The sequence below is a fragment of the Arthrobacter sp. AK01 genome, assembly GCF_021109375.1.
Classification (GTDB): domain Bacteria; phylum Actinomycetota; class Actinomycetes; order Actinomycetales; family Micrococcaceae; genus Arthrobacter.
Map to the genome: position 1 here is coordinate 39961 of NZ_JAJOHP010000024.1, position 21404 is coordinate 61364.

19 protein-coding genes are annotated in these 21404 nt (G+C 63.6%); 11 read left to right on the top strand and 8 right to left on the bottom strand.

Features of this window, described 5'->3' with window-relative positions:
* The 4 genes from LN996_RS10475 (at nucleotide 1) to LN996_RS10490 (ending at nucleotide 2949) form a co-directional block, all read left to right on the top strand.
* Complete coding sequence (locus LN996_RS10475; protein ID WP_231340326.1) at nucleotides 1-1017, top strand: carbohydrate ABC transporter permease; 1017 nt, start codon at nucleotides 1-3, stop codon at nucleotides 1015-1017.
* Nucleotides 1017-1910, top strand: a complete 894-nt coding sequence (locus LN996_RS10480) for a carbohydrate ABC transporter permease (RefSeq protein ID WP_231340327.1) — start codon at nucleotides 1017-1019, stop codon at nucleotides 1908-1910. The genes LN996_RS10475 and LN996_RS10480 overlap by 1 nt, the downstream gene beginning before the upstream one ends.
* Nucleotides 1911-1990: 80 nt before the next feature.
* A complete protein-coding gene (locus LN996_RS10485; RefSeq protein WP_231340328.1) occupies nucleotides 1991-2533 on the top strand; it encodes a GNAT family N-acetyltransferase in 543 nt (180 codons plus the stop codon).
* Nucleotides 2534-2631: 98 nt separating this feature from the next.
* Entirely contained in the window at nucleotides 2632-2949 is a 318-nt protein-coding gene (locus LN996_RS10490; RefSeq protein ID WP_231340329.1) for a putative quinol monooxygenase, read from the top strand.
* 76 nt (nucleotides 2950-3025) lie between these two features.
* Here the strand turns inward: LN996_RS10490 and LN996_RS10495 are convergent, their stop codons facing one another.
* From LN996_RS10495 to LN996_RS10520, 6 genes are read right to left on the bottom strand one after another with little or no spacing between them, the layout of a single operon-like run.
* Nucleotides 3026-3550: a flavin reductase family protein gene (locus tag LN996_RS10495; RefSeq protein WP_231340330.1), complete on the bottom strand. Its 525-nt coding sequence runs from the start codon at nucleotides 3548-3550 to the stop codon at nucleotides 3026-3028.
* A 1-nt stretch (nucleotide 3551) separates the two neighbouring features.
* On the bottom strand, nucleotides 3552-3923 hold the full coding sequence (locus tag LN996_RS10500; protein WP_231340331.1) for a cupin domain-containing protein: 372 nt from the start codon (nucleotides 3921-3923) through the stop codon (nucleotides 3552-3554).
* A 2-nt stretch (nucleotides 3924-3925) separates the two neighbouring features.
* Entirely contained in the window at nucleotides 3926-5398 is a 1473-nt protein-coding gene (locus LN996_RS10505) for a 4-hydroxyphenylacetate 3-hydroxylase family protein (RefSeq protein WP_231340332.1), read from the bottom strand.
* Complete coding sequence (locus LN996_RS10510) at nucleotides 5395-6081, bottom strand: DUF2848 family protein (protein WP_231340333.1); 687 nt, start codon at nucleotides 6079-6081, stop codon at nucleotides 5395-5397. The genes LN996_RS10505 and LN996_RS10510 overlap by 4 nt, the downstream gene beginning before the upstream one ends.
* Before the next feature lie 36 nt (nucleotides 6082-6117).
* Complete coding sequence (locus LN996_RS10515; protein WP_231340334.1) at nucleotides 6118-6912, bottom strand: carbon-nitrogen family hydrolase; 795 nt, start codon at nucleotides 6910-6912, stop codon at nucleotides 6118-6120.
* Nucleotides 6909-8276, bottom strand: a complete 1368-nt coding sequence (locus LN996_RS10520) for an MFS transporter (protein ID WP_231340335.1) — start codon at nucleotides 8274-8276, stop codon at nucleotides 6909-6911. The genes LN996_RS10515 and LN996_RS10520 overlap by 4 nt, the downstream gene beginning before the upstream one ends.
* Before the next feature lie 222 nt (nucleotides 8277-8498).
* Between LN996_RS10520 and LN996_RS10525 the strand changes: the two genes are divergently transcribed.
* The 7 genes from LN996_RS10525 (at nucleotide 8499) to LN996_RS10555 (ending at nucleotide 18240) form a co-directional block, all read left to right on the top strand.
* Complete coding sequence (locus tag LN996_RS10525; protein WP_231340336.1) at nucleotides 8499-9140, top strand: GntR family transcriptional regulator; 642 nt, start codon at nucleotides 8499-8501, stop codon at nucleotides 9138-9140.
* Between the two features lie 197 nt (nucleotides 9141-9337).
* Nucleotides 9338-11380: a cellulose biosynthesis cyclic di-GMP-binding regulatory protein BcsB gene (locus LN996_RS10530; RefSeq protein ID WP_231340337.1), complete on the top strand. Its 2043-nt coding sequence runs from the start codon at nucleotides 9338-9340 to the stop codon at nucleotides 11378-11380.
* The gene (locus LN996_RS10535) at nucleotides 11370-13064 is read left to right on the top strand and encodes a glycosyltransferase family 39 protein (protein WP_231340338.1); all 1695 of its coding nucleotides are present in this window, start codon (nucleotides 11370-11372) and stop codon (nucleotides 13062-13064) included. Before LN996_RS10530 ends, LN996_RS10535 begins: the two co-directional genes overlap by 11 nt.
* Entirely contained in the window at nucleotides 13061-15019 is a 1959-nt protein-coding gene (locus LN996_RS10540) for a glycosyltransferase family 2 protein (RefSeq protein ID WP_231340339.1), read from the top strand. Before LN996_RS10535 ends, LN996_RS10540 begins: the two co-directional genes overlap by 4 nt.
* A gap of 124 nt (nucleotides 15020-15143) precedes the next feature.
* Nucleotides 15144-16322, top strand: coding sequence for a GGDEF domain-containing protein (locus LN996_RS10545; RefSeq protein WP_231340349.1), 1179 nt, complete (start codon nucleotides 15144-15146; stop codon nucleotides 16320-16322).
* The gene (locus LN996_RS10550) at nucleotides 16319-16822 is read left to right on the top strand and encodes a hypothetical protein (protein ID WP_231340340.1); all 504 of its coding nucleotides are present in this window, start codon (nucleotides 16319-16321) and stop codon (nucleotides 16820-16822) included. The genes LN996_RS10545 and LN996_RS10550 overlap by 4 nt, the downstream gene beginning before the upstream one ends.
* Nucleotides 16819-18240 (top strand): bifunctional diguanylate cyclase/phosphodiesterase, encoded by a 1422-nt coding sequence (locus LN996_RS10555; RefSeq protein ID WP_231340341.1) that lies wholly within the window; start codon nucleotides 16819-16821, stop codon nucleotides 18238-18240. The genes LN996_RS10550 and LN996_RS10555 overlap by 4 nt, the downstream gene beginning before the upstream one ends.
* An 84-nt stretch (nucleotides 18241-18324) precedes the next feature.
* Here the strand turns inward: LN996_RS10555 and purL are convergent, their stop codons facing one another.
* On the bottom strand, nucleotides 18325-20634 hold the full coding sequence (gene purL, locus LN996_RS10560; RefSeq protein ID WP_231340342.1) for a phosphoribosylformylglycinamidine synthase subunit PurL: 2310 nt from the start codon (nucleotides 20632-20634) through the stop codon (nucleotides 18325-18327).
* Nucleotides 20631-21404, bottom strand: a complete 774-nt coding sequence (purQ, locus tag LN996_RS10565) for a phosphoribosylformylglycinamidine synthase subunit PurQ (RefSeq protein ID WP_231340343.1) — start codon at nucleotides 21402-21404, stop codon at nucleotides 20631-20633. The genes purL and purQ overlap by 4 nt, the downstream gene beginning before the upstream one ends.

Below are 21404 nucleotides of genomic sequence, written 5' to 3' on the forward strand. Positions count from 1 at the left end.
GTGAAAACTCAGCAGAGCCGGAACGACGACGGCCTGGCCGCCGTCGTTCCGGCGACGGCTGCCCCGCAAGTGATAAAGCGGAGGCGGAAGCCGTTGACATGGGACAAGGTCAGCTTCTTCGCGGTTTTCCTCGGACTGCCGCTGGCGATCTACCTGTTGTTCGTGATTTGGCCCTTCGTTCAAGCTTTTGGTTACTCGCTGACGGACTGGTCGGGCTTCTCGCCGAACCAGAACTTCATCGGCCTCGAGAACTACGTAAAGATCTTCACCGACGACATTTTCATGAAGGCCATGGGGAACAACATCCTCCTGGTCATCTTCCTCCCGATCATCACCATCATCCTGAGCCTGGTGCTTGCCTCGTTGGTGACCGTGGGCGGAAGCAGCAAAGGCCAGATCAAGGGACTTCGCAATTCCAGCTTCTACCGTGTTGTGTCGTTCTTCCCGTACACGATTCCGGCAGTAGCCATCGGCATCATGTGGGGCCAGATCTACGATCCCTCCGGCGGCCTGCTCAACGGCATCCTGACGGGGCTGGGCTTTGACCAGTTCAAGGACTTCGCCTGGCTCGGTGACAAGAACACCGCCATGATTGCCACGATGTTCGTGATCGTTTGGGGCTTTGTCGGCTTCTACATGGTCCTGTTTGTTGCAGGCATCAAGGGCATTCCCGCCGAGCTTTTCGAGGCCGCCAGAATCGATGGCGCCGGTCGCTTCCGTACCGCCGTGTCCATCACCATCCCTTTGATCCGCGACAACATCCAGACTGCCTACATCTACATGGGCATCCTGGCTCTGGACGCTTTCGTTTACATGGCGGCACTGAACTCCGGCGGTGGTCCGGACAACTCAACGCTGGTCATGGCCCAGCAGCTGTTCTTCACCGCCTTCAGCAAGGGTCAGTTCGGGCTCGCAAGTGCCATGGGCGTTGTCCTGGCCATTGCAACACTGATCTTCTCCGGCCTGGTGTTCGTGGTTAACCGGCTCACCGGCGGCGACAAGGATGTGAGTCTGTAATGACAACCAAAGTCTCAACTCCGGAAATGAAGTCGTTGCACTTCCAACCGCGGACGCCGGCAACCACAAAGGGCGACAAAGTGGTGGGAGCCGTGTCGCACACGGCTTTGACCATTTGGACGCTCATCGTCATTCTTCCGCTGCTGTGGACGTTCATGTCCTCCTTCAAGACGTCCAGCGAGATCTTCGCCTCGCCGTTCGCCTTGCCGGGTGAGTGGAAGCTGGATAACTACGTCAAGGCCTGGAGCGAAGCCGGCATCGGCAGCGCTTTCCTGAACTCGGTGATCGTTGTTGCAGTTGCCTTGGTGATCGTCATGGTCCTCGGTGCCATGTGTGCCTACGTCCTTGCCCGGTATACGTTCCCGGGCAGCAGGGCCATCTACTACCTGATGCTCGCCGGCCTGACCTTTCCGATCTTCCTGGCCATGGTGCCGTTGTTCTTCGTCCTGAAGAACATGGGCCTGCTGAACACCTTGCCCGGACTCATCCTGGTGTACGTGGGCTTCGCGCTTCCGTTCACGGTGTTCTTCCTGTTCTCCTTCTTCAAGTCGCTGCCTCACGAAATTACCGAAGCAGCGGCCCTTGACGGCGCAGGGGAGTGGCGGACGTTCTTCCAGGTCATGCTGCCGATGGCCAAGCCGGGCCTTGCCTCGGTTGCCATCTTCAACTTCCTGGGCCTGTGGAACCAGTTCCTGATTCCGGTGTCCATCAACGCCGCCGGCCCACGCGTCCTCTCGCAGGAGCTCGCCGCCTTCGCCGGCCAGATGGGTTACGCAGTGGACTATGGCGCGCTGTTCGCCGCGGTCAGCGTCACCGTCATTCCGGTCCTGATCGTCTACGTGATCTTCCAGCGCCAGCTGCAGGGCTCCGTGTCGCAAGGCACCTCGAAGTAGTACAGCCAAGCTAAAAACAACGGTCGACGGCGGTCCTCACCTTACGGTGCGGGCCGCCGTCGGGCGTTTACCATTGGCTGATGTTCGAGCCACACCAACTCCGTAACGACGTCAGCATGCGCCTGCTCCGTGTGGGCGACGCGCCAGCGCTCGCGGCCGCGTATGTACGCAACCGTGAATACCTTGCGGCCTGGGAGCCGGTGCGTTCCGACGAGTACTTCACCGAAGAGTGGCAGGCGGCGGATATCGCCAAGCGCCTGGCCGTCCATGAAGCAGGCGAGGGGTTCCCCCTGGCGTTGATTGCCGACGATGCCGTTATTGGCAGGTTCACCCTTGCAGGAATCGTGCGCGGTCCTTTCCAGAGTGCAGGACTGGGTTACTGGATTGACGGCAAGTACGCGGGCCGTGGTTTGGCGTCCGCCGCCGTTAAAGTGATCGTGGAAAAATCCCGGGACGAGCTGGGTCTGCATCGGGTGGAAGCGAGCACTCTCCTGCATAACGTTGGCTCCCAGCGCGTGCTGTTGAAGGCGGGCTTCCGGAAGATCGGGATGGCGCCGAAGTACCTGCACATCGCTGGGAAATGGCAGGACCACAACCTTTACCAGGTCATTTTGCATGACTAGCCGGTGGACCGGCCCTGCCGGCTGACGCACGACTCCGAATGGACCCGCGGCTGTGAAAGGCTGGACTGATTCTGTAGTGCAACGAAAGGCAGCAGCCCGTGATTTTTATCGTGGTCAAGTTCAACGTCAAGCCTGACTGGTCCGGGCGGTGGCTGGACCTGGTGGCCGATTTCACCGAAGCGACCCGCGCTGAGCCCGGCAACCTGTGGTTCGACTGGTCCCGCAGCGTGGACAACCCGAATGAGTTCGTCCTGGTGGAAGCGTTCCAGGATGACGCTGCCGAGGCCCACGTCAACAGCGAACACTTCAAGAAGGCCATGGCGGACATGCCCCAGGCCTTGGTGGAGACGCCGCACATCATCAGCCGCCAGTTCGAAGGCAGCGGCTGGGACCGCATGGGCGAGCTCACCATTTAAAGCAACGCGGGGTCACTTACGGCCCATCCCAGAGGGATTCATGGGCCGTAAGTGACCCCGCGTTGTTCTATGGGAACTAGAACATCCAGGGGATCTCCGCATGGCCGAAGTCGCTGAACGAGCCGAAGCGGCCGGCCTTGAACGCGAGCACCTCGCCGTCCCGGTCCCGGCACGTGGTGACCTGGCCGAAGAAGACCTGGTGATCGCCGACGTCGTATTGCTGCACCACGCTGCAGTCCGCCTGGGCGAGGGCGCCCTTGATGACCGGAAGGCCGTTGTCGGTGATGTCGAAGTCGCCGTCGCCGAAACGGTCCCCGCCGCGGACGGCGAACCGCCGGGCCACGGACTCCTGCTTCGCGCCGAGGATGGACACCGCGAACTTGCCGCTCTCCATCAGGGCCTCGCCGGTCCGGGTGCCGAAGTTCAGCGAGATCATCAGGATGGGCGGCTCAAGGCTGATGGACGTCAGCGAGCTGATGGTCATCCCATACTGCTCGTCCTCGTGCTGGGTGGTGACCACGGCAACGCCCGTGAGGAAGCGGCCCATGGCGCGGCGCATCCCCATGGCATCGGGGATGGTGAAGGCTGGTGCCAGGCTCATGTCAGTTGCTCCGCTCCGCTGGGACCGGCTCCGTGTAGTACCGGACTTCGAACATCCTGGCTCCATTCTCGGAGACCCACGGGCCGTGCTCCATGCCGGGTGGGCGGGTGGCCCAGTCGCCGGCCTTGAAAGTCTTGCCGAGACGCTGGTCCACGAAAGAGCCCTCGAAAATGAAGACCTCTTCCCAGAAATCGTGCGTGAGGACGCCGTTGGGGGAAGTATCCGTGCCGGGCTCGAACTTGAGGATCCGGGTGACGCTGTCATTGTCCGAATCGCGGGCGAGGATGGCCTCGGACAGCCCCTCGATGTGCGGGTTGCAGGGTGCGAAGTCCACCGAGGAAACGGGGGTGAACTCGAATTCGGGCTTTGCCATGGTCAGATCGCCTCCGATTCGGTGGAGCCCTCGATGCTGTAGGAACCCAGGAACGTGTCCAGCTCCGCCACCAGGGCGTCGTAGCCGTAGTTCCGGTAGGTGTAGGCGCCGCGGACCACGAACGGTGCGCCAGCGTAGAACATCTCGTACTGCTGGTGGCGGCCGGCGAACTCGGAACCGATGATGTCCCAGGCCAGCTTGAAGAGCTTCACCCGTTCCTCGCTGCTGACGCCGGGTGACTGGACGTAGCGTTCCATGTCCGGCCGGGTCACGCTGCTGGTCATGTCGGCGATACTGGAGGGAAGCTGCAGGACGCCGCCGCCCACCAGGTCGCGCAGGATCGAGATCACTCGCGGGTAGGTCTCGGACTGCAGGCCCATGGCCCCGTACAGTGCACTCTTTCCGGGAACCCTCATGCCGGCGTCGTCCGTCGTTGCCGTGTATTCGGCGGCGAGAACCGCCGACTCAACGGACTGCACGATCGCTGCGAGCTCGCCGAGCTTCTCCTGGACGCCGGGAATCTTGTCCGTGCCGTTCACCTGGGTGACCTTGCGGGCCACGGAAGCGATGAACTTCAGCTTGGTGGAGAAGCGGATCTGGGCCTGCCAGTTGCCCAGGGCGTGGGCGCCGGTGTCGAAGAACTGACGGCGCAGGGTGTCGATGTTCCGGTTGATGAAGACGCGGTCCCACGGGATGAGGACGTCGTCGAAGACCACCAGGGCGTCCGGCTCGTCGTAGTGGCTGGTCAGCGGGTAGTCGAAGTCGCTGGTGGCGGCCGGCGCGAACGGGCGGCGGCAGTAGAGCTTCAGGCCGTCCGTTGCCACGGGGATGGCGAAACTGATCGCAAAGTCCACGTCGTCCGGGCCCAGTGGCTTGATGCAGGTGACAAAAACTTCGTCGGCAATGGCGGCACCGGTGGCGAGCATCTGCGAACCACGGACAATGATGCCCTCCTCGGTTTCACGCACGACGCCGACCTGCAGGTATTCGCCCTCCCAACCTGACGCCGTGGTTGCGCGGGAAACCTGTGGGGGAATGATCGCGTAGGAAAGGTACAGGTTCTCGGACAGGATCTTCTTGTAGTACCGCTCCACGTTCCCGGCGAAGTCCCGCTCGTCATTCTTGAAAACGTCCGGGTGGGAACCGAACGCGGCGAAGAACGTGCCCACATGGTCCGGGCTGCGGCCAACCCAACCGTGGGTGTGCTTGGCCCATTTCTCGATTGCCTGGCGGCGCAGGACGAGTTCCTCCTGCGTCCTGGGAGCGGCGAAGGTCCTGTTGGCCGGTCCGTCGATCTCCTCCGAGTGGAACTGCATTCCGTTGGCGGGATCGGCCGCGATGTCGAACAGCTCGGACATGGTCCGGGCAACCTTCGCGAAGGCCGGGTGTTCCAGGACGTTGCCGACTACCTCGCCATCGAGGATCACTGTCCGGCCGTCGTTCAGGGACTTCAAATACTGCTTACCGGTTCTCATCGAAGTGAGCCTTTCCTGATTTTGTAGTTATGTTCGATTGTGGTCCCATTCGGGAAGGAGAGCTCCAACTTCCAGGAAGTTCCATCAACGAACTTCCCGTCCAGCAGCGGCAGGGTGCCGCCGAGGCACATGAAGTCGGCATCACCGATGTCGGTACGGTCCAGGAGGCGCTCGACGACGTCGGCCGGCGTGCGCAGGCCGCTCAGCGAACCCTCTTGGTACAGTTCCCCGTCCACCCATGAGCGGGCGGTGCAGCTGTCGAGGTCGAGATCCGCCAAGGATTCGACGGCGATGACCTCACCGGCGACGGGCTTGGGGCAGGCGCGCTTGGAGTCTCCAATGTCCCGGGCCTCGATGTCGCGGTCCGTGTGGTCCGAGCCGATGCCGAGATAGTACTTGCCGTCGTGGCGGATGTAGAGGGGTTCAATCTCGCCTGAGGTCAGGTTCTCCGAGGTGTCGTGCTCGCCGGAGGTCTCGAACAGGTCCGAATCCATGCGGTAGAACATGGGTACCTCCGGTGGCGGAGCTACGCCGATGGCTGCCAGTTCATCGATGTGGTGCTGGACTGCCTTCGGATCCCGGCCTGTGTAGCCGGCCACCACTCCGTGGAAATCCGTGACCACGATGGTTTTCTCTGTGCCCACCACCTGGAAGGTCAGCGGGACTTGCCTTGTTGTTTCCATTCCGTCTCCTTGGATGGCTTCTGAACGGTCTTGGGTCTAAACGGTGAGTGTGTCGTAGGCCGCGAGGCGGTCCCCGATGACGGGAAACTCGCTGCGGACGGCCTGGACCTGCAGGGGATCGATGTCCACCAGGAGCACCGATTCCCCGGCGTCCGCTTCGGCAAGGACGTTGCCGGCGGGGTCCACCACCCGGCTGTGTCCGCCGAGTTCCACACCTTCCTGGCTGCCTGCTGCATTGCAAGCGATCACGAAGATTTGGTGCTCCACAGCCCGGGCCGTGGTGAGCAGGCGCCAGTGTTCACGCCGGGCCGCCGGCCAGGCCGCGGGGACGATCACGATCTCCGCACCGCGGTCGCTCAGCTCCATCCACAATCCGGGGAAGCGGAGGTCGTAGCAGGTGATGCCTGCAACGGACCCGAAAGGCAAGGGGACTACGGGGAGGGACGATCCAGCGGTGAGGAGGCTTGCCTCCTTGGACTTGTACCCGAAGACGTGGATTTTCCGATACGTGTGGACCACGTTGCCGTCAGGGCCCAGCAGGATGGAGGTGTTGCTGAGCCGGCCGTCGTCGCCCGCCTCGATGATGCTGCCGAGGTGAAGGTATACGCCAAGGTCTTTGGCTACCCGTGAGCACATGGACACTGTGGGGCCGGTGAGCGTCTCCGCCAAGGCCTCGTATTCGTCGAAGTGGAAGTATCCGGCGCTCCACAGTTCCGGCAGGACGATCAGTTCGGCGCCGTTGATACCGCGAAGGATGGCTTCTACGCGCTGGATGCGGTCATCGCGGGTTTCGGAGTCCGGGCTGGCTACTTGGACAAGTGCGATTTTCATGCTTTTTCCTTTTCCGGGGCGCCGTGTGGATCGTTGTCCAGGTCGCTGAGGCGCAAGCCCTTGGTTTCCTTGGCAAACATCACCGAGACCATGGAGATCAGGCCCATGACGGCGAGGTAGATGCCGATCGCATAGCCGGTGCCGAATGCGCTGTAGAGGGCCAGGGCGATGATCGGTGACAACGAGCCGGCGATCAGCGATGCCAGGTTATAGGCCACTGAGGTGCCGCTGTACCGGACGTCCGTGGGGAAAAGTTCGGAGAAGAACGCGCCGATCACCGAGCTGTACGCCGCGAAGATCAGCAGGCCGCCCACGGCAGCTGCAATGATTCCCCAGGTCTGTCCCGTATTGAGCAGGGCGAAGAACGCGAAGGCCCACACCACGGTGGCAATCGACGCTCCGATCAGGATGGGCTTCCGCCCTACCTTGTCCGCGTACAGCGCCAGGATGGGAATGGCGACGACGGCCACGCCCTGCCCGATCATGACGGCGGTGAGGCCTGTCTGCCGCTGCAACCCCATGATCTGGGTGACGTAGGTAATGATGAACAGCGAATAGATGTAGAAGCCTGCGTTCTCGCCCATCCGGCTGCCGGTGGCGATGAGGATCTCGCGCCAGTTGCGGCGGAACAGGATGGTCAGCGGCATCTTCCGTTCCTTGTTGCCTTCGGCTTCGCGCTTGCGCTGTGCTTCCTTGAACAGCGGGGTTTCCTGGACGTAAAGCCGCAGGACGAGGCCAATGACTACCAGCAGTGCAGACAAACCGAACGCGATGCGCCAGCCCCATGCCAGGAACTCGCTCTCCGGCATGGTGGCGGCGAGGATGGCCAGGACGCCGGCAGCCATCAGGTTGCCCAGCGGTGGGCCCATGTTCGGCCACGAAGCCCAGAACGCGCGGCGGGCGCTTTCGTTGCTGTGCTCGGAGACGAGGAGTACCGCGCCGCCCCATTCGCCGCCGAGGGCAAATCCCTGAATCAAGCGGAGCAGCAGGAGGAGCAGGGGTGCTGCAAGGCCGATCGCTGCGTACGAAGGGATGAAGGCGATGAGGGTGGTGGCGACACCCATGAGCATCAGGCTGGCAACCAGTGTTGCGCGCCGGCCGTGTTTGTCTCCCAGGTGACCCAGGACTATGGCGCCGATGGGGCGTGCCAGGAAGCCGGCCGCGAACGTTCCGAGGGCCAGCATGGTGCCCACCAGGGGATCGTCGGTAGGGAAGTAGAGCTTGTTGAATACCAGCGCTGCGGCGGTGCCGTAGAGGAAGAAGTCGTACCATTCAACGGCCGTGCCGGCCAGGCTCGAAGCAGCCACCACGGGCAGGCTGGAGTGCTTCTGTTGCCGCAGTTCTGCTTTCTTCAAATCGGTCATTGTGGGAATCCTTTGCGAGTGGGAGCCGCGGAGCTTCTGTTGAGTCTGGCGGCCGGGCTCCCAGGAAAATTTGGGGTATTTCCGATGCGTGAGCGGAGTCACTGAACAACACTGTAGACGGGTTGTATACAACCTGTCTATATTTGAAGGAGAAGTTTTCAGGAACGTCCCGAACAGTCCTGAATGCAACTCGTATACTGGGCTACGCGAGAAAGGCTCTGCATGATCCAGATGACCCCCGCTGCACAGTCGCAGCCAGAAGTGGCCTACCAGTGGATGAAAAGCTACATCGCAGCCCTGCCCCGTGAGGAAGAAACATTCCTCAACGAGGGAGTCCTGGCCAAGACCACCGGTACCTCACGAACCCCCGTGCGTGAGGCATTGCTGCGCCTTGAAGCCGAAGGATTCGTCAAGAGGATCCCGCACAAAGGCGCCTACGTGCCACCCATCTCCGACCCCGACGTACGCGCCATCCTGCAGGCACGGTCCGTGGTGGAGAAGTGGGCCGTCTCGGCAGTGGAAACCATGCTTGAGGCCCAGATCGATGCCTTCCAGCGCGTGATTGACCAGCAGCAGGAGGCCCGGGACGATCCCGCCAGGTTCATCGAGCTGGACACGGAATTCCACACGCTCATGGTCCGTGCCGGCGGCAACCCCGTACTCGCCGACTTCTACGCGTCGCTCCGGCAAAAACAACTCAGGATCGGCGTCAAAGCCGTTACCCAAGGCACGGATCGAGCCGGGGACGTCCTGCGGGAACACCAACTGATCGTCGACGCGCTCCGCAGCCGAAGCCTGGACGCAGCGCACAAAGCCATCGACGAGCACCTCGATTCCACCCGCTTGGCAGTCATTGGGTACTAGTCCTCGCTGTGCAGCTCCCGTTGCCGATCCCCATGGTTCATTATCACCGCAGGTCAACGGCGGTAGGGGCGACATGGTCTTGATCGAATCTTGAGCCAACTCAGCAATGCGCCTTGAGTTCGGTTCGGCAGTGTCTATGAGGTTGGCCTTGATCGGCTGACGGACACATTCGCTGCTAGTTACTCAGGACTGACATCGTGACCCAAACCCCTGCCGGACCACGCCCGCGCCTCCAAACCCGACCCCACCCGGTCAGGATCCTGCTCGCCTCTGCCGCAACCCTGGCGCTGGCCGCCGTTACCGCCCCTGGAGCAAGCGCTGAACCTGCACCAGCGCAGGGAGCGGCCCTGCAGACCTCATCCAGCGTTTCGGCCCTCGCAGGCCAATCCGAGCAGATGGTGGTGGTGCCCGTGACGGCCGGCTTGGAACCCACCCGGGTGAAGGGGACAATCGCGGTGTCGGGGAAGCCTGAGGGGATGGTCCGGGCCACGGTCAATGGCCGGATCATCCTCGAAAGCAACGCAGCAGCCACTGTCCCCCTCGACGAAGCAGTCAGCAGCGCCGACGTTGTTGGCCAGCAGCTCTCCGTTGGACTGCAATACATTCCGGCAAACCAGACCATGTGCGTCCTGTCCAACTCCACGGCAACGCTCGGCAATCTGTCGGTTGACTTCAGCGGAACCGCCAAGGATCCCACCACCGTTGGCGAGTTCTTCCCGGCGTCCGTGCCCGCCGTCGTACTTCCCGTCCCGGCCGATCCCGGAGCAGATGTTTCCGCGGCCATCATGACCGCGTCGGCCGCCATGGCCCACCGCTACCCTGAGGCCAGCATCAGCGTGGTTCCGGACGCTGAACTCGCGGCCCGCACAGCCGGCCTGCCGGCAGGGAGCCGGATCATCAGCGTCGTCGCCGGCTCCGGGGACACCAACACACAGCTGACCGCTGCGGCCGGCCTTCCCCAACTCATCCTCAGCGGCCACGATGAACAACTCCGCACCGCAGCCCGGGCGTTCGCCAGCGACAAGACGGCGCTCGCGGTGACCTCCTCCGTCACCGGCCTTACCTCCGCGCTACCTGCCGCCCCTGGCCTGGTCCAGAGCCTCAAGGACCTCGGCAGCGCCACGCTCAAGCTCTCCGGCTACGGCACGCCGGAATCCTACGTCGGCGTCAGCCAGTCGCAGTTCGGCGGCCCGGTTTCCTCAGTGAAGGTCCAGCTCAAAGGCACGCACACAGCCGTCCCGGACAACGCCCAGGCGCAGCTTTCGGTCTTCTGGAACGACTACCTGCTCGGCTCGAAAAACCTCGACGGCGGTGACACCTTCACGGTGGACGCCGAGGTTCCAGCGGGGCAGCTCCAGGCGAAGAACGGCCTGCGGATCCGCCTCGCTGCGCTCCCGGCCGGCGGTGACTGCACCGGGCCCGCGGGTGTCATGCCCATGGAAGTCACCCTCGATACCGCGGGTAGCACCCTCACCGCCGTCCGGGGCGCTTCCACGAAGGCAGGCTTCGCACGCTTTCCCCAGGCATTGGGCCAGAGCGTTGCCGTGGCCTTCGGAGACGGCAACGCCCAGGCAAACACCGTCAACGCAGCGTCCCTGACAGCGTCCCTGCAGCGGGACAGTGCCACCTTGCTGGACACCCGCGTGGTGGGCCTGGATACCCTGGCAGGCTCCAGCGAGCCCGGGCTGGTAGTGGGCGCCACCGCCGAGGTGGCCAACAAGCTCTCGGCGCCCCTGCGGTTGGCGGAGTTCCGCACCATCTCTCCGTCCGACGTCGAATATGGCGTGGGCACTACGGCGCCGTTCGGCGTGCTGGAAGCGTTCGAGCAGGGCGGCCGCGACCTGTTGCTGCTCGGTGCGTGGGCGCCGGAGGGCGACGCAGCTGCGGCGTCCACGTTGCAGGCATCCCTGGTCTCCCATGTGGGTGGCGTTGAAGGCGGGTGGGCTTCCCTGTCCCGCAATCTCCTGGTGACCCAACCCTCGGGAACCCCGGTCCTGCTGGAAAGCAACGTACTGGTTCCGCAGAAGGCTGTTACCGACGACTACCGTCCCTATGCCTGGTGGATCGGCGGAGCTGTCCTGGTGCTCGGACTGGCCTTCGCACTCCGGACCGTGCTCATGAGGCGTCGTGCCAAGGAAGCACAGACATACGTGGACGCTGAACAGGCGGCAACGGAACGGGCCGAACAGGCAGAGCAGGCCGAACCGGCAGAGCAGGCCGAACAGGCACATGGCAACTAGCGTCGCCACCCGGCGCCGGGCTGTCCACCGGCAGCCGGCGCTGCGGGCCCTGGTATTGCTGGCCCGGAAGGGCTGGGTGCGGCTCGGTGCCCCGGTGGTTGGCCGCAAGGTCCCGGGCACCAGGATCGTCGCGGTGGTTTCGCTGCTGGTGGGCTACATCGCATGCCTTTACACGATCGGCCATGGCACCAACTTGGACTACTCCGACGCCCAAAGCCACCTGACCATCGCCCGGCGTATCTTCGACAGCAAGGCGCCCGGCTTTGAACAGTTGGGCACCGTTTGGCTGCCCATGCCACACCTGCTGCTGGCACCGTTCGTGCTGAACATGTGGTTGTTCAGCACGGGCTGGGCTGCAGGAATCCTGGGTATCCTGGCGTTGTCCGCCACCGCCACCGGGTTGTACTTGATCGCCGCCCGCCTCGGGTTGGGAAGGGCGGGGCGGCTGGCCGCTACCCTGGTGGTCCTGGCCAACCCGGCGGTCCTCTACGTCTACACCACGGCGTTGACCGAGCCCGTGCTCATCATGTGCATCGTGGGAGGCATGGCCGGCCTGGCGCATTGGGCAACCAGCCGGCGCCGGATGAGTGCCGGCGAGCTGGCAGTCTTCGCCGGGATCCCATCGGCCGCCGCAGTGCTTTCCCGTTACGAGGGGTGGGCCTTGGTGATGACCGGAACGCTCTTTGTACTGATCGTGGCCAAACGCCGCACCGGCGGGTGGCGGGAAGCCTTCGTTATGGCCGGCGGCTACGTGATGATCCCGGCCGCGGCAGTGCTTTGGTGGATCTCCTATAACTGGGCCATCTACGGCAACCCGCTGGAGTTCATGTTTGGGCAATACTCCGCTTACGCGCAGCAAAAGAACATTACCGACGGCGGACTGTTGCCAACCAAGGGCAACCTGGGGCTGACGCTGACTACTTTCCACTGGTCGCTGCTGGAGACGGTCGGCGTCGTTGTCCTCGCCTTGGCGGCGTGCGGCGCCGTCGTACTGGTCTTCAGGCGCGGCTTCGCCAACAGCACTTTGCTGGTGGCGGTGACCGGCAGCGCTTATGCTTTTGCGCTGCTGAGCCTGTTCCTGGGCCAGACCGCCATCAACAACGATCACTCGCTGCCATCCACGTGGTGGAACAACCGCTTTGCGCTGACGGCCTTGCCGCTGGTGGCCATCCTGGTGGCCGTGTTCGTCGAGGAAATCACTCGGCCCGCACGGCTCAGGCTTTGGCTGACCGGCGCCTTGCTGGCAGGACTCGTGGTGCAGAACGTGTGGTGGAGCGAGGACCCAACTGGGCGGCTTGCCGTGCTGGCGGAAGGGCGGATGTCCGCTGAATCCACCACGAATTCCACGGCCGCGGCGCGCTGGCTCAACGAGCACTACGAGTCCGGCGGAATCCTGATGGACGAGAGTGCCCGGGGCAATGCGGTGCTTCCAGTGATGGGTATTCCGCTCAAGGAGATCTACAACCGAGCTTCCGGGGATTACTTCGGGCCGGCGCTGGAGGACCCCGCGAAGTACGCACAGTGGGTCTTCGTCAACGTTGAAGCAGGTACAGGTGCGCGGGACTCCGGGCCCACGGACCTGGTGTACCAGGCGATCGGCAAGAACCCGTCCTTCAACGTCCGCTATTCCGTTGCCTTTTCCACCCCCACCCACCGGATCTATGAAAGGTCCTCCGACCGATGACTTCCTCTTCGCACCTTGCGGACGCCACGCTCAACCGGCAATCGATCGGACAGGCACTGCTCGCCGCCGGATTGGTAACACCGGAACAGTTGCAGCGGGCACTTGACCGGGCAGTGAGCGAAGGTGGATTGCTGGGCCGGCACCTCATCCTGGAAGCCGGCCTGGACCGGCGTCGGATTTATGAAGTCCTGGCTCAGCATTGGGAGGCGCCACTGGTGGACCTGGTTGCCGAACCGGCCGACGACCGGCTCATGGAGATGCTCGGCTACAGCGGACTGGGTGAACCACGTTGGCTGCCATGGCGGATGGAGGGAGACCTCCTGACAGTTGCCACGGCGGTGGCTCCGTCGGCGGCCATTGCGCACGAGGCGGCCCTGACGTTCGGGGCCAAGGACGTCGTCTTCCGGACCACCACTGACTGGGACATCAACCAGTCCATCCAGCGGTCCTTCCGCCGCCACCTCCTCTACGAGTCCGCCGAGCGCCTTGCCGAAGAACGGCCGGGAGAGTCCGCCCGCACCGCCCTGACACAATGGCAGCGCTACCTTCCGGTGGTCCTGGTCCTGGGAATGGTGGCCGCCTTCGTGCTCTCGCCGCTGACTGCGATCATCGTGTTGTTGGCCGCTGCGAACATCGTGTTCCTGGTGAGCATCGGCTTCAAGACACTTGCCAGCCTTCGCAGCCCTTTCGACCGTTTGCATGACGCCGCGGTGGCCAAGGCCAGAGATAAGGAGAGGGCCGGCCGCGGGTTGCCTCCCTTGGCGGAGGAACGGGTTCCCGATGGGGAGTTGCCCGTCTACACCATCCTGGTGCCCGTGTTCCGGGAAGCCAACATCATCGATAAGCTGCTGACCAACCTGGGCCAGTTGGACTATCCGCGGTCCAAGTTGGATGTCCTGGTCCTCCTGGAAGAGGACGACGCCGAGACCATCGCCGCAGCGAAAGCCTCACGGCCGCCGGAGTATGTCCGCATCCTCATCGTGCCCAAGGGCGATCCGCAGACCAAACCCAGGGCCTGCAATTACGGGCTCACGTTCGCCCGCGGCGAGTATGTGGTCATTTACGACGCCGAGGACCGCCCGGAGCCCGGCCAGCTCCGCGCATCCATAGCCGCGTTCAAGCAGGACGAATTCGAGCGGAAACACCTTAACCCCAAGCGCAAGCCACTCATCTGCGTCCAAGCCGCGCTCAACTATTTCAATGCAGACCAAAACGTCCTCACCCGGATGTTCACCATCGAGTACACCCACTGGTTCGACTCGATGCTCCCTGGCCTGGACAACTCCGGAATCCCGCTGCCGCTGGGCGGCACGTCCAACCACTTTGTCACCGCCCTGCTGAAGGAAGTCGGCGCGTGGGATCCGTGGAACGTCACGGAAGACGCCGACCTGGGCCTCCGGGCTGCAGTGGACGGATACCGCGTGGGCGTCATCAATTCCACCACGTGGGAGGAAGCTTGCTCGCAGGTGCCGGCGTGGATCAAGCAACGCACGCGCTGGATCAAGGGCTACATGGTGACCTCGGCAGTCAATACGAGGAACACCCTGCGCTACATCAAGAGCACCGGGATTGCCGGCGCCGTCGGATTCCTCGGCCTGATCCTGGGAACACCCCTGGCTTTCCTGGCCTACCCGCTGGTTGTGGGGTTCACCGTAGTGACGTACATCGGGTACGACATCGTCGGCCTGGTCCTGCCCGAATGGCTCCTGGTGGGAGGCGTGGTCTCCATGCTGTTCGGAAACGCCATGATGATTGTTGTCTCCGGGGTTGCCACGCTCCGCCGCCACGGATGGCGGATCGCGATCTTCGCCCTGCTCAACCCGTTCTATTGGGTGCTGCACTCAGTGGCTGCGTGGCGGGCGGCATGGCAGATGCTCACGAGCCCGCACAAGTGGGAAAAGACGCCGCACGGGCTGGAAGCGGAGTACCACGACGACGGCCACTGGACTGCCTAGGGAGCGCACCTTGGTGGAGTACAGCTGATCTTGAGCAAATCTTGAGCAAATGCCGCATCGGGATTGAGTAAGCCCCGAGACACTGAACTCAAAGCCGATGGATGACCAGCTGAGGGGGTTGGACATGGTGCTCGATGCGTTTTCGGTAAGAGTTGCCCTGGGCGTGGTTACAGTGACTCTCCTGGTGCTGTTCTGTACCTCATTCCACCGCACGCGCTCGCCGTATGCAGGCTGGTGGAGCCTGGCCTTGCTGGAGTTCATGGTGGGCAATGCTGCTTTCCTTCTGAACGGCACCCCTCACCAACAGTGGGCCAACCCCTTGGGCAACGTCCTGGTGGTGGCGGGTGCATTCAGCGTTTGGGCGGGGGCGAAGACCCTGCGGGACCAGAAAGCGCCGCCGTGGCAGTTGGCCGTTGGACCAGCCGTAACAGCTATCGCTTCCATCCTGGAGAGCCCCGCAACCAATGTGTGGTCCGGAGGGTTCGTGTATCTGGCCATGATGACCGTGGGCATTTCGTTGGCCGCCTACGATCTGTGGTTCATCAAGTCCTCGCACTCCCAAGTCCACAAAGCGCTGTCCATTGCCGCGGGCCTGTTGGCCATCTATTACATGGGCCGTTGGATGGTTTATGCATTGGAGGGACCGGCGAGCCACGCCTTCACCACCTACTTTGGCCCCGGACCCTCCGCGCTGATATCCATGGTTCTTCTGGTCACCGTGTCTTTCAGCATGACAGCGCTCACCAGCGATCAGCTCATCAGGGGCCTCAAGGAACGCGCAGCCCGGGATCACCTCACCGGCCTCCTCAACCGCGGCACCTTCCTGGACTTGGCCGGTACTGAACTGAACCGACTGCACTCCACCGGATCCGGCGCGGCTGTAGTCCTGGCCGATCTGGACCACTTCAAAGCTGTCAACGACGAATACGGCCATGGTGCCGGGGACGTGGCCCTGCAGGCCTTCGCCGAAGCCTGCGGCGCTTCGGTCAGGTCCACGGACCTCATCGGACGCTACGGCGGCGAAGAGTTCATTCTGTTCCTGCCCGGGGCCACCCAGGATCGTGCCGAAAGCATCGCAGCGGAAATCAGTCGCCGCATGGCAGCCACACCGGCGCCTGAAGGCGTCTCCTTCCCCACCATCAGCTACGGAGTCACCTCCAGCATCCCTGCCGGCGCCGATCTGACATTCATGATCGAGGTAGCGGACGCAGCCCTCTACAGCGCCAAAGCACAAGGAAGAAACCGGATTGTAGGAGCTGACCGCCTCGAGGCGGCAATTATCGCGGATGAGGCACGATCATGACCTTCAACGAACTCACCACCAGGATCCAGGTCCAGCACACCCAGGAGCTATCCGCCTTCCGGCAAAACATCACCAGTGCTCCCTACATGGCGGGAACACCCACCTCGCTGAATGCGGACCGCCGCTCGGTCAGGATGGGGCCTGTTCAGTCGGTGGAGGATGGAAATGCCAACCTGACCATAGTGGCCGACGTCGAAGGCCTCGCCTGGTTCACGGCCGACAAAGGCCTCCTGGGAAGCTGCATCACAGTATCCATCGCGGGACACCGCAGGAATACCGGCACCCGCGTCCACCTTCCGCTGGCCGAATGCGACGCCTGGATCGAGGCCATCCTCGGCGGATCCTGGATCACCCACGTGTACCGCGCCGGCAAGCGGGTGGAGCCTGACGGCAGGCTGGACATTGCCTCCTACCGGCTCTTCCTGGACGAACGCCGCAATCCCGTGGACAAACCGCAGGCTGTCGCCGACACCACGCTGCGGCGCCTGGAAGAATCGTGACCAGCACCAAGCCTCGAAGGCTGGTCTCAACTGACGATGCCCGCATCGAAAAACTGGAACGGCACGTCCAGGCCCTGATGCAAGAGCTCCACCAAGCACGTTATGAGCAGCGGCGGGAGGCGCTCACCGATGCGCTCACCGGGCTCGGCAACCGTTTGGCCTTGGTGGACGCGTTCACCGCGGCCCGCGATTCCGCTGCCCGGGGCGCCGCTCCGCCTGCGCTACTCCTGCTGAACCTGGACAGTTTCAAAGCACTGAAGAACTCTGCCGGCCATGCCGCGGGTGACCAGGTTCTGGTCACCGTTGCGATGCGCATACAGTCGGCTGTCCGGGAGAACGACGTCGTTACCCGCCTGGGTGGCGACGAATTCGCCGTGCTGTTGCCCGCCACGCCCCAAACCCGGGCCACCGCCGTCGGCAACCGGATCCTGGCCGCGCTGGAACCCGCCATCGATCTCGGGAACAACAGTGTCCGCTGCGGTGCCAGCATGGGCCTGCGGATCGCAGAGCCGCACCACACCCTCGAGGACCTCCTCCAGGAAGCCGATTTTGCGGTCGACGAGTCCAAGAGCGAGGGACGTAGCAAGCTCAAGGTGTTCGACCCTGCCACCCTGCACGCCCGTCAGCTCCAGCGGCAGATTGTGGGAGAACTTCGCGAAGCGATCCGCTCGGATCAGCTGGTTCTCTTCTATCAACCGATCGTGGAACTGGCGAGTGGAAGGTTAGAGGGTTGCGAGGCCTTGGTCCGCTGGAACCACCCCGTACATGGCCTCATCATGCCGGACCAGTTCATCCCTGTTGCCGAAGCGACGGGGCTCATCGCGGAGCTGGGCAGGTGGGTCCTGCGTACCGCCGTGGGTCAACTCCGGCATTGGCGGGACAACCCGGCCACCGCACACCATGACTTTTCCATGCGCATCAATGTTTCAGCCGCAGACCTTCAAAGCCTGGAATTCGTGGACGACGTCAGCGAGGCCCTGGCGGAGGAAAGCCTGACCCCGGAATCCCTGGTCCTGGAGTTGACCGAGAGCGCCATCATCCAGAACAACGAACTGGACCGATACACCCTGGCAAGCCTGCACAGGCTTGGCGTGGGAATGGAGATCGACGACTTCGGTGCCGGCTACTCGTCCATGGGCTACCTGAGGAAACTCCCCGTGGACCGGGTAAAAGTGGACCGGCAGTTCGTGAAGGACCTCGGTAAAGACCCTTCCCAGCTCAAGTTCCTTGCCGCCATCCAGGAGGTCATCCGATCGTGCGGGCTTGAGGGCGTTTGGGAAGGCATCGAGACCGCCGACGAGGCAGAGGCGCTGCGGAGCATCGGTTGCGCCAGCGGCCAGGGGTATTACTTCGGCAGGCCTTTGCCGGAGGGTGAATTCACGGCGCAGCTGGCGCGGCAGACTGTTTGGCCGGCTTAAAGAAGCAACGCGGGGTCACTTAAGGCCCATCCCGAAGGGATTTATGGGCTGTAAGTGACCCCGCGTTGCTTTATGCGGGGAGGATCAGCCGAAGTACTTCGGCAGGGTGGCTTCGTGTGCTTCGCGGAGAGCATCCAGGGAGAGCTCGTCCACGCCGTTGATCTCCAGCTTTCCGCCGGCGGCGTCAACAACGCCGATCCGGAGGTGGGCGAAGCCGCGGGCGGTGCACATGTCCTTGAACCGGACTTCCTCGGAGCGGGGAACGGACACGATCGCACGTGCCTGTGACTCGGAGAAGAGCGCGGTGAACAGGTCCACGCCGTCGCGCTCCATGAGTTCCTCAAGGGCGATGCGGGCGCCGACGCCGTAGCGCAGCGAGGACTCCACCAAGGCAGCCGCGAGGCCACCCTCGGAGAGGTCGTGTGCTGCGTCAACCATGCCGTCGCGGGAAGCGTTGATCAGGATCTCGCCCAACGCGCGCTCTGCTGCGAGGTCAACCTTCGGCGGCAGGCCACCGAGGTGTCCGCGGAGGTTTGACCATTCCGAACCGTCCAACTCTGCTGCGGTGGTGCCCAGCAGGTAGATGGCCTGGCCGTCCTCGCGCCAGCCCGACGGCGTGCGGCGGGCGACGTCGTCGAGCTTGCCCAGGACAGCCACCACAGGGGAGGGGTGGATGGGCGTGGTGCCGGTCTGGTTGTACAGCGAGACGTTGCCGCCGGTTACCGGGATGCCCAGTTCCATGCAGGCGTCGGAGAGGCCACGGATGGCTTCGGCGAGCTGCCACATGACGTCCGGGTCCTCGGGGGAACCGAAGTTCAGGCAGTCGCTGACGGCCATCGGAACAGCGCCGGACGTGGCGACGTTGCGGTAGGCCTCGGCCAAGGCAAGCTGTGCACCCTGGTACGGCTCGAGGTAGGTGTAGCGGCCGTTGGCGTCGGTGGCCAGGGCAACGCCCAGGCCGGTTTCCTCGTCAACGCGGACCACACCGGAGTCGTCCGGGAAGGCCATGGCAGTGTTGCCGCCCACGTAGCGGTCGTACTGGTTGGTGATCCAGGCCTTGCTGCACATGTTCGGCGATGCCACGAGCTCGGTGACGGCTGCGGCGAGCTCCGAGGGAGCCGAAGGACGGCCGGCGTCCTCGACGGAACCGGTGAAGGTGTTCGCCTGCACCGAGTCCTGCCACTCCGGGCGGGCGAACGGACGGTCGTAGACCGGGCCGTCGTGCGCTACGGTGCGGGGATCGACGTCGACGATTACGTCGCCTTCCCAGGTGATGATGAGGCGACCGGTGTCGGTAACCTCACCCAGCCAGGAGTACTCCACGGCCCACTTGTCCATCACGGCTTCGAACGCAGCGATGTTCTCCGGGGTCACGACGGCCATCATGCGTTCCTGCGACTCGGACATGAGGATTTCGCCCGGAGTCAGCGTGGGGTCGCGCAGCAGGACGGAGGTCAGTTCCACCTGCATGCCGCCGTCGCCATTGGAAGCGAGCTCGGACGTGGCACAGGAAATACCTGCAGCGCCGAGGTCCTGGATGCCTTCAACCAAGGAGCCCTTGAAGAGCTCCAGGCAGCACTCGATGAGGACCTTCTCAGCGAAGGGGTCACCCACCTGGACGGCCGGACGCTTGGAGGGCTTGGTGTCATCGAAGGACTCCGAGGCCAGCACCGAAGCGCCGCCGATGCCGTCGCCACCCGTGCGGGCACCGAACAGGACAACCTTGTTGCCCTTGCCGGAGGCGTTGGCCAGGCGGATGTCCTCGTGGCGCATGACGCCCACGGCCAGTGCGTTCACCAGCGGGTTGCCCTGGTAGACGGAGTCGAAGACCATTTCGCCGCCGATGTTCGGCAGGCCAAGGCAGTTGCCGTAGCCGCCGATGCCGGCAACGGCACCGTGCATGACGCGGGCCGTGTCCGGGTGGTCGATCGCACCGAAGCGCAACGGGTCCATCACGGCCACCGGGCGGGCACCCATGGAGATGATGTCGCGGACGATGCCGCCGATGCCGGTAGCGGCACCCTGGTACGGCTCAACGAACGACGGCGAGTTGTGGGACTCGATCTTGAAGGTCACGGCCCAGCCGTCGCCCAGGTTGGTGACGCCGGCGTTCTCGCCGATGCCCACCAGCATGTCCTTCTTCATTTCCTCGGTGACCTTCTCGCCGAACTGGCGAAGGTGGTTCTTGGAGGACTTGTAGGAGCAGTGTTCGCTCCACATGACGGAGTACATGGCCAGCTCGGCGCCGGTGGGGCGGCGGCCAAGGACCTTGACGATCTCGTCGAATTCCTTCTGCTTCAGGCCCAGTTCGGCCCACGGGAGTTCCGTGTCCGGGGTCTTGGCAGCGTGCTCAACGGTGTCGATGTTGAACTTCTTGGTGGTTTCCGTGGTCACTTGTCGCCTCCCACAATCTTGGTCAGTACGGAGGTGAAGAAGCCCAGGCCGTCGGTGTCGCGGCCGCCGGTTCCATCAAGCGATTCGGGACCGAAGCCGGTCTCCACAGCGTGCTCGGGGTGCGGCATGAGGCCCACCACGTTGCCCGCGGCGTTGGAGATGCCGGCGATGTCGCGGCGGGAGCCGTTCGGGTTGAAGCCCACGTAGCGGAATACCACGCGGCCCTCAGCCTCGAGGGCATCCAGGGTCTTCTCGTCGGCGATGTACTGGCCGTCCTGGTTCTTCAACGGCACAATGATTTCCTGGCCGTCCGTGTAGTCCACGGTCCAGGCGGTGTTGGCGTTCTCCACGCGCAGCGTCTGGTCGCGGCAGATGAACTTCAGGTGGTCGTTCTTGATCATGGACCCGGGCAGCAGGTGCGACTCGGTCAGGATCTGGAAGCCGTTGCAAATACCCAGAACCGGGAGCTTGGCGTCGGAGTTGGCAGCGTCGATGATCTTGGACATCAACGGAGCGAACCGGGAAATGGCGCCTGCGCGGAGGTAGTCACCGTAGGAGAAACCGCCGGGGATGATGACTGCGTCAACATCGCCGAGTTCGCTGTCGGCGTGCCAGAGCGGCACCGCCGTAGCGCCTGCAAGCCGCACTGCACGGGCGGCGTCGCGGTCATCAAGGGTTCCGGGGAAGGTCACAACGCCGATCTTGGCGCCTGCCAAGCGGGGTTCCGCGGCGACGGCTACAGCCTCGCCAATCAGGGGGATCGACGTCAT